1 protein-coding gene is annotated in these 978 nt (G+C 51.0%); it reads right to left on the bottom strand.

Annotation, left to right across the window (positions count from 1 at the left end):
• Positions 1-164 precede the first annotated feature (164 nt).
• Positions 165-978 (bottom strand): GIY-YIG nuclease family protein (locus tag FV242_RS33945; RefSeq protein WP_306440342.1); only part of this gene is annotated, 814 nt, incomplete at its 5' end.

The following is a 978-nucleotide window of genomic DNA, read 5'->3' as shown; positions in this document are numbered from 1 at the left end:
GCGCAGTTTTTTGATGACCTTTTTAAGTGCCTTATCGATTTTGCGACTGGTTTTCTCGACTTCAGCTTTCACGGCATCCTTGTGGTCCCTCATGGAAACGGGGGACGTGCTTTTTCTATCTGAAGACATTGCTATCATCCATCGGTCCGGGTGACAGGTCTTTATCAATTTCGGTTTAGGCCTTGTTCGCCGCGCGTCAGAAGGATGCGCTTCCAGAAAGACTCACGATCAAGGATAATTTTATCATCCGTTCGACTGGGACGATGCTCTAGCAGTGCAAATCGGAAGTGGGCCCGGCAATAGGCAAGGGTAGGGTCAGTTACCAAGGCGCGCAGCTCGACGTTGCCCCCGTGTCCGCTTCCTACATAAGCGCACCATCTCGACCAAATGCCTTGGTCACCGTAAGCCGACCCGACATATCGCTTTCCTGTCTTTGTATCGCTGATCAAGTATATACCCTTCATGCTTTCGAGGGCAGACATCCAATCAGGGCGCGCATTCCGTACGAGTGCTTCCAGCTCCTCAAACGAAAGATCTATGTCATCGTAGCCAGGAAATCGGCGGCCTGTGTACGCTTCACGCAAAATTTCCTGCACTTCAAAGGTTTGATAGTGGTTCTCGAAGTTTGCCCGGGTAGTGCGCTCACGGTACGAAGACCGTAGCTTGAGGCGGCCGATCATCCCCATCCCGGCCTCGGTCAAGGCAACTTCGTAACGATCTGTGTGCCGCGCAAGCACTTCGTAAATTCCGCCAAACAACCAGATGTCCGGTTCATGGTAAAACTGAAGTAGTGAGAAAATGTAACGGCGGTTGAAGTCGTTCCTGCCTGGGTAGTACTCCTGCCATCCCTGCCACTCCTGCCGGTCCCTTACAAAAACCTCAAGTGGCTGATCCCTACCATTCCATCTCGCGAAATGAACTTTGAAAGAGTTAGGATTTTCGATCGTCCAAATATCGATTAGAGCAATCATGATCCCT

Source organism: Methylobacterium sp. WL64 (assembly GCF_008039945.1).
In the GTDB taxonomy this organism is placed as follows: Bacteria; Pseudomonadota; Alphaproteobacteria; order Rhizobiales; family Beijerinckiaceae; genus Methylobacterium.
The sequence above is the reverse complement of the archived record's forward strand: the minus strand, read 5'-3'. Positions and strand labels throughout refer to the sequence as shown.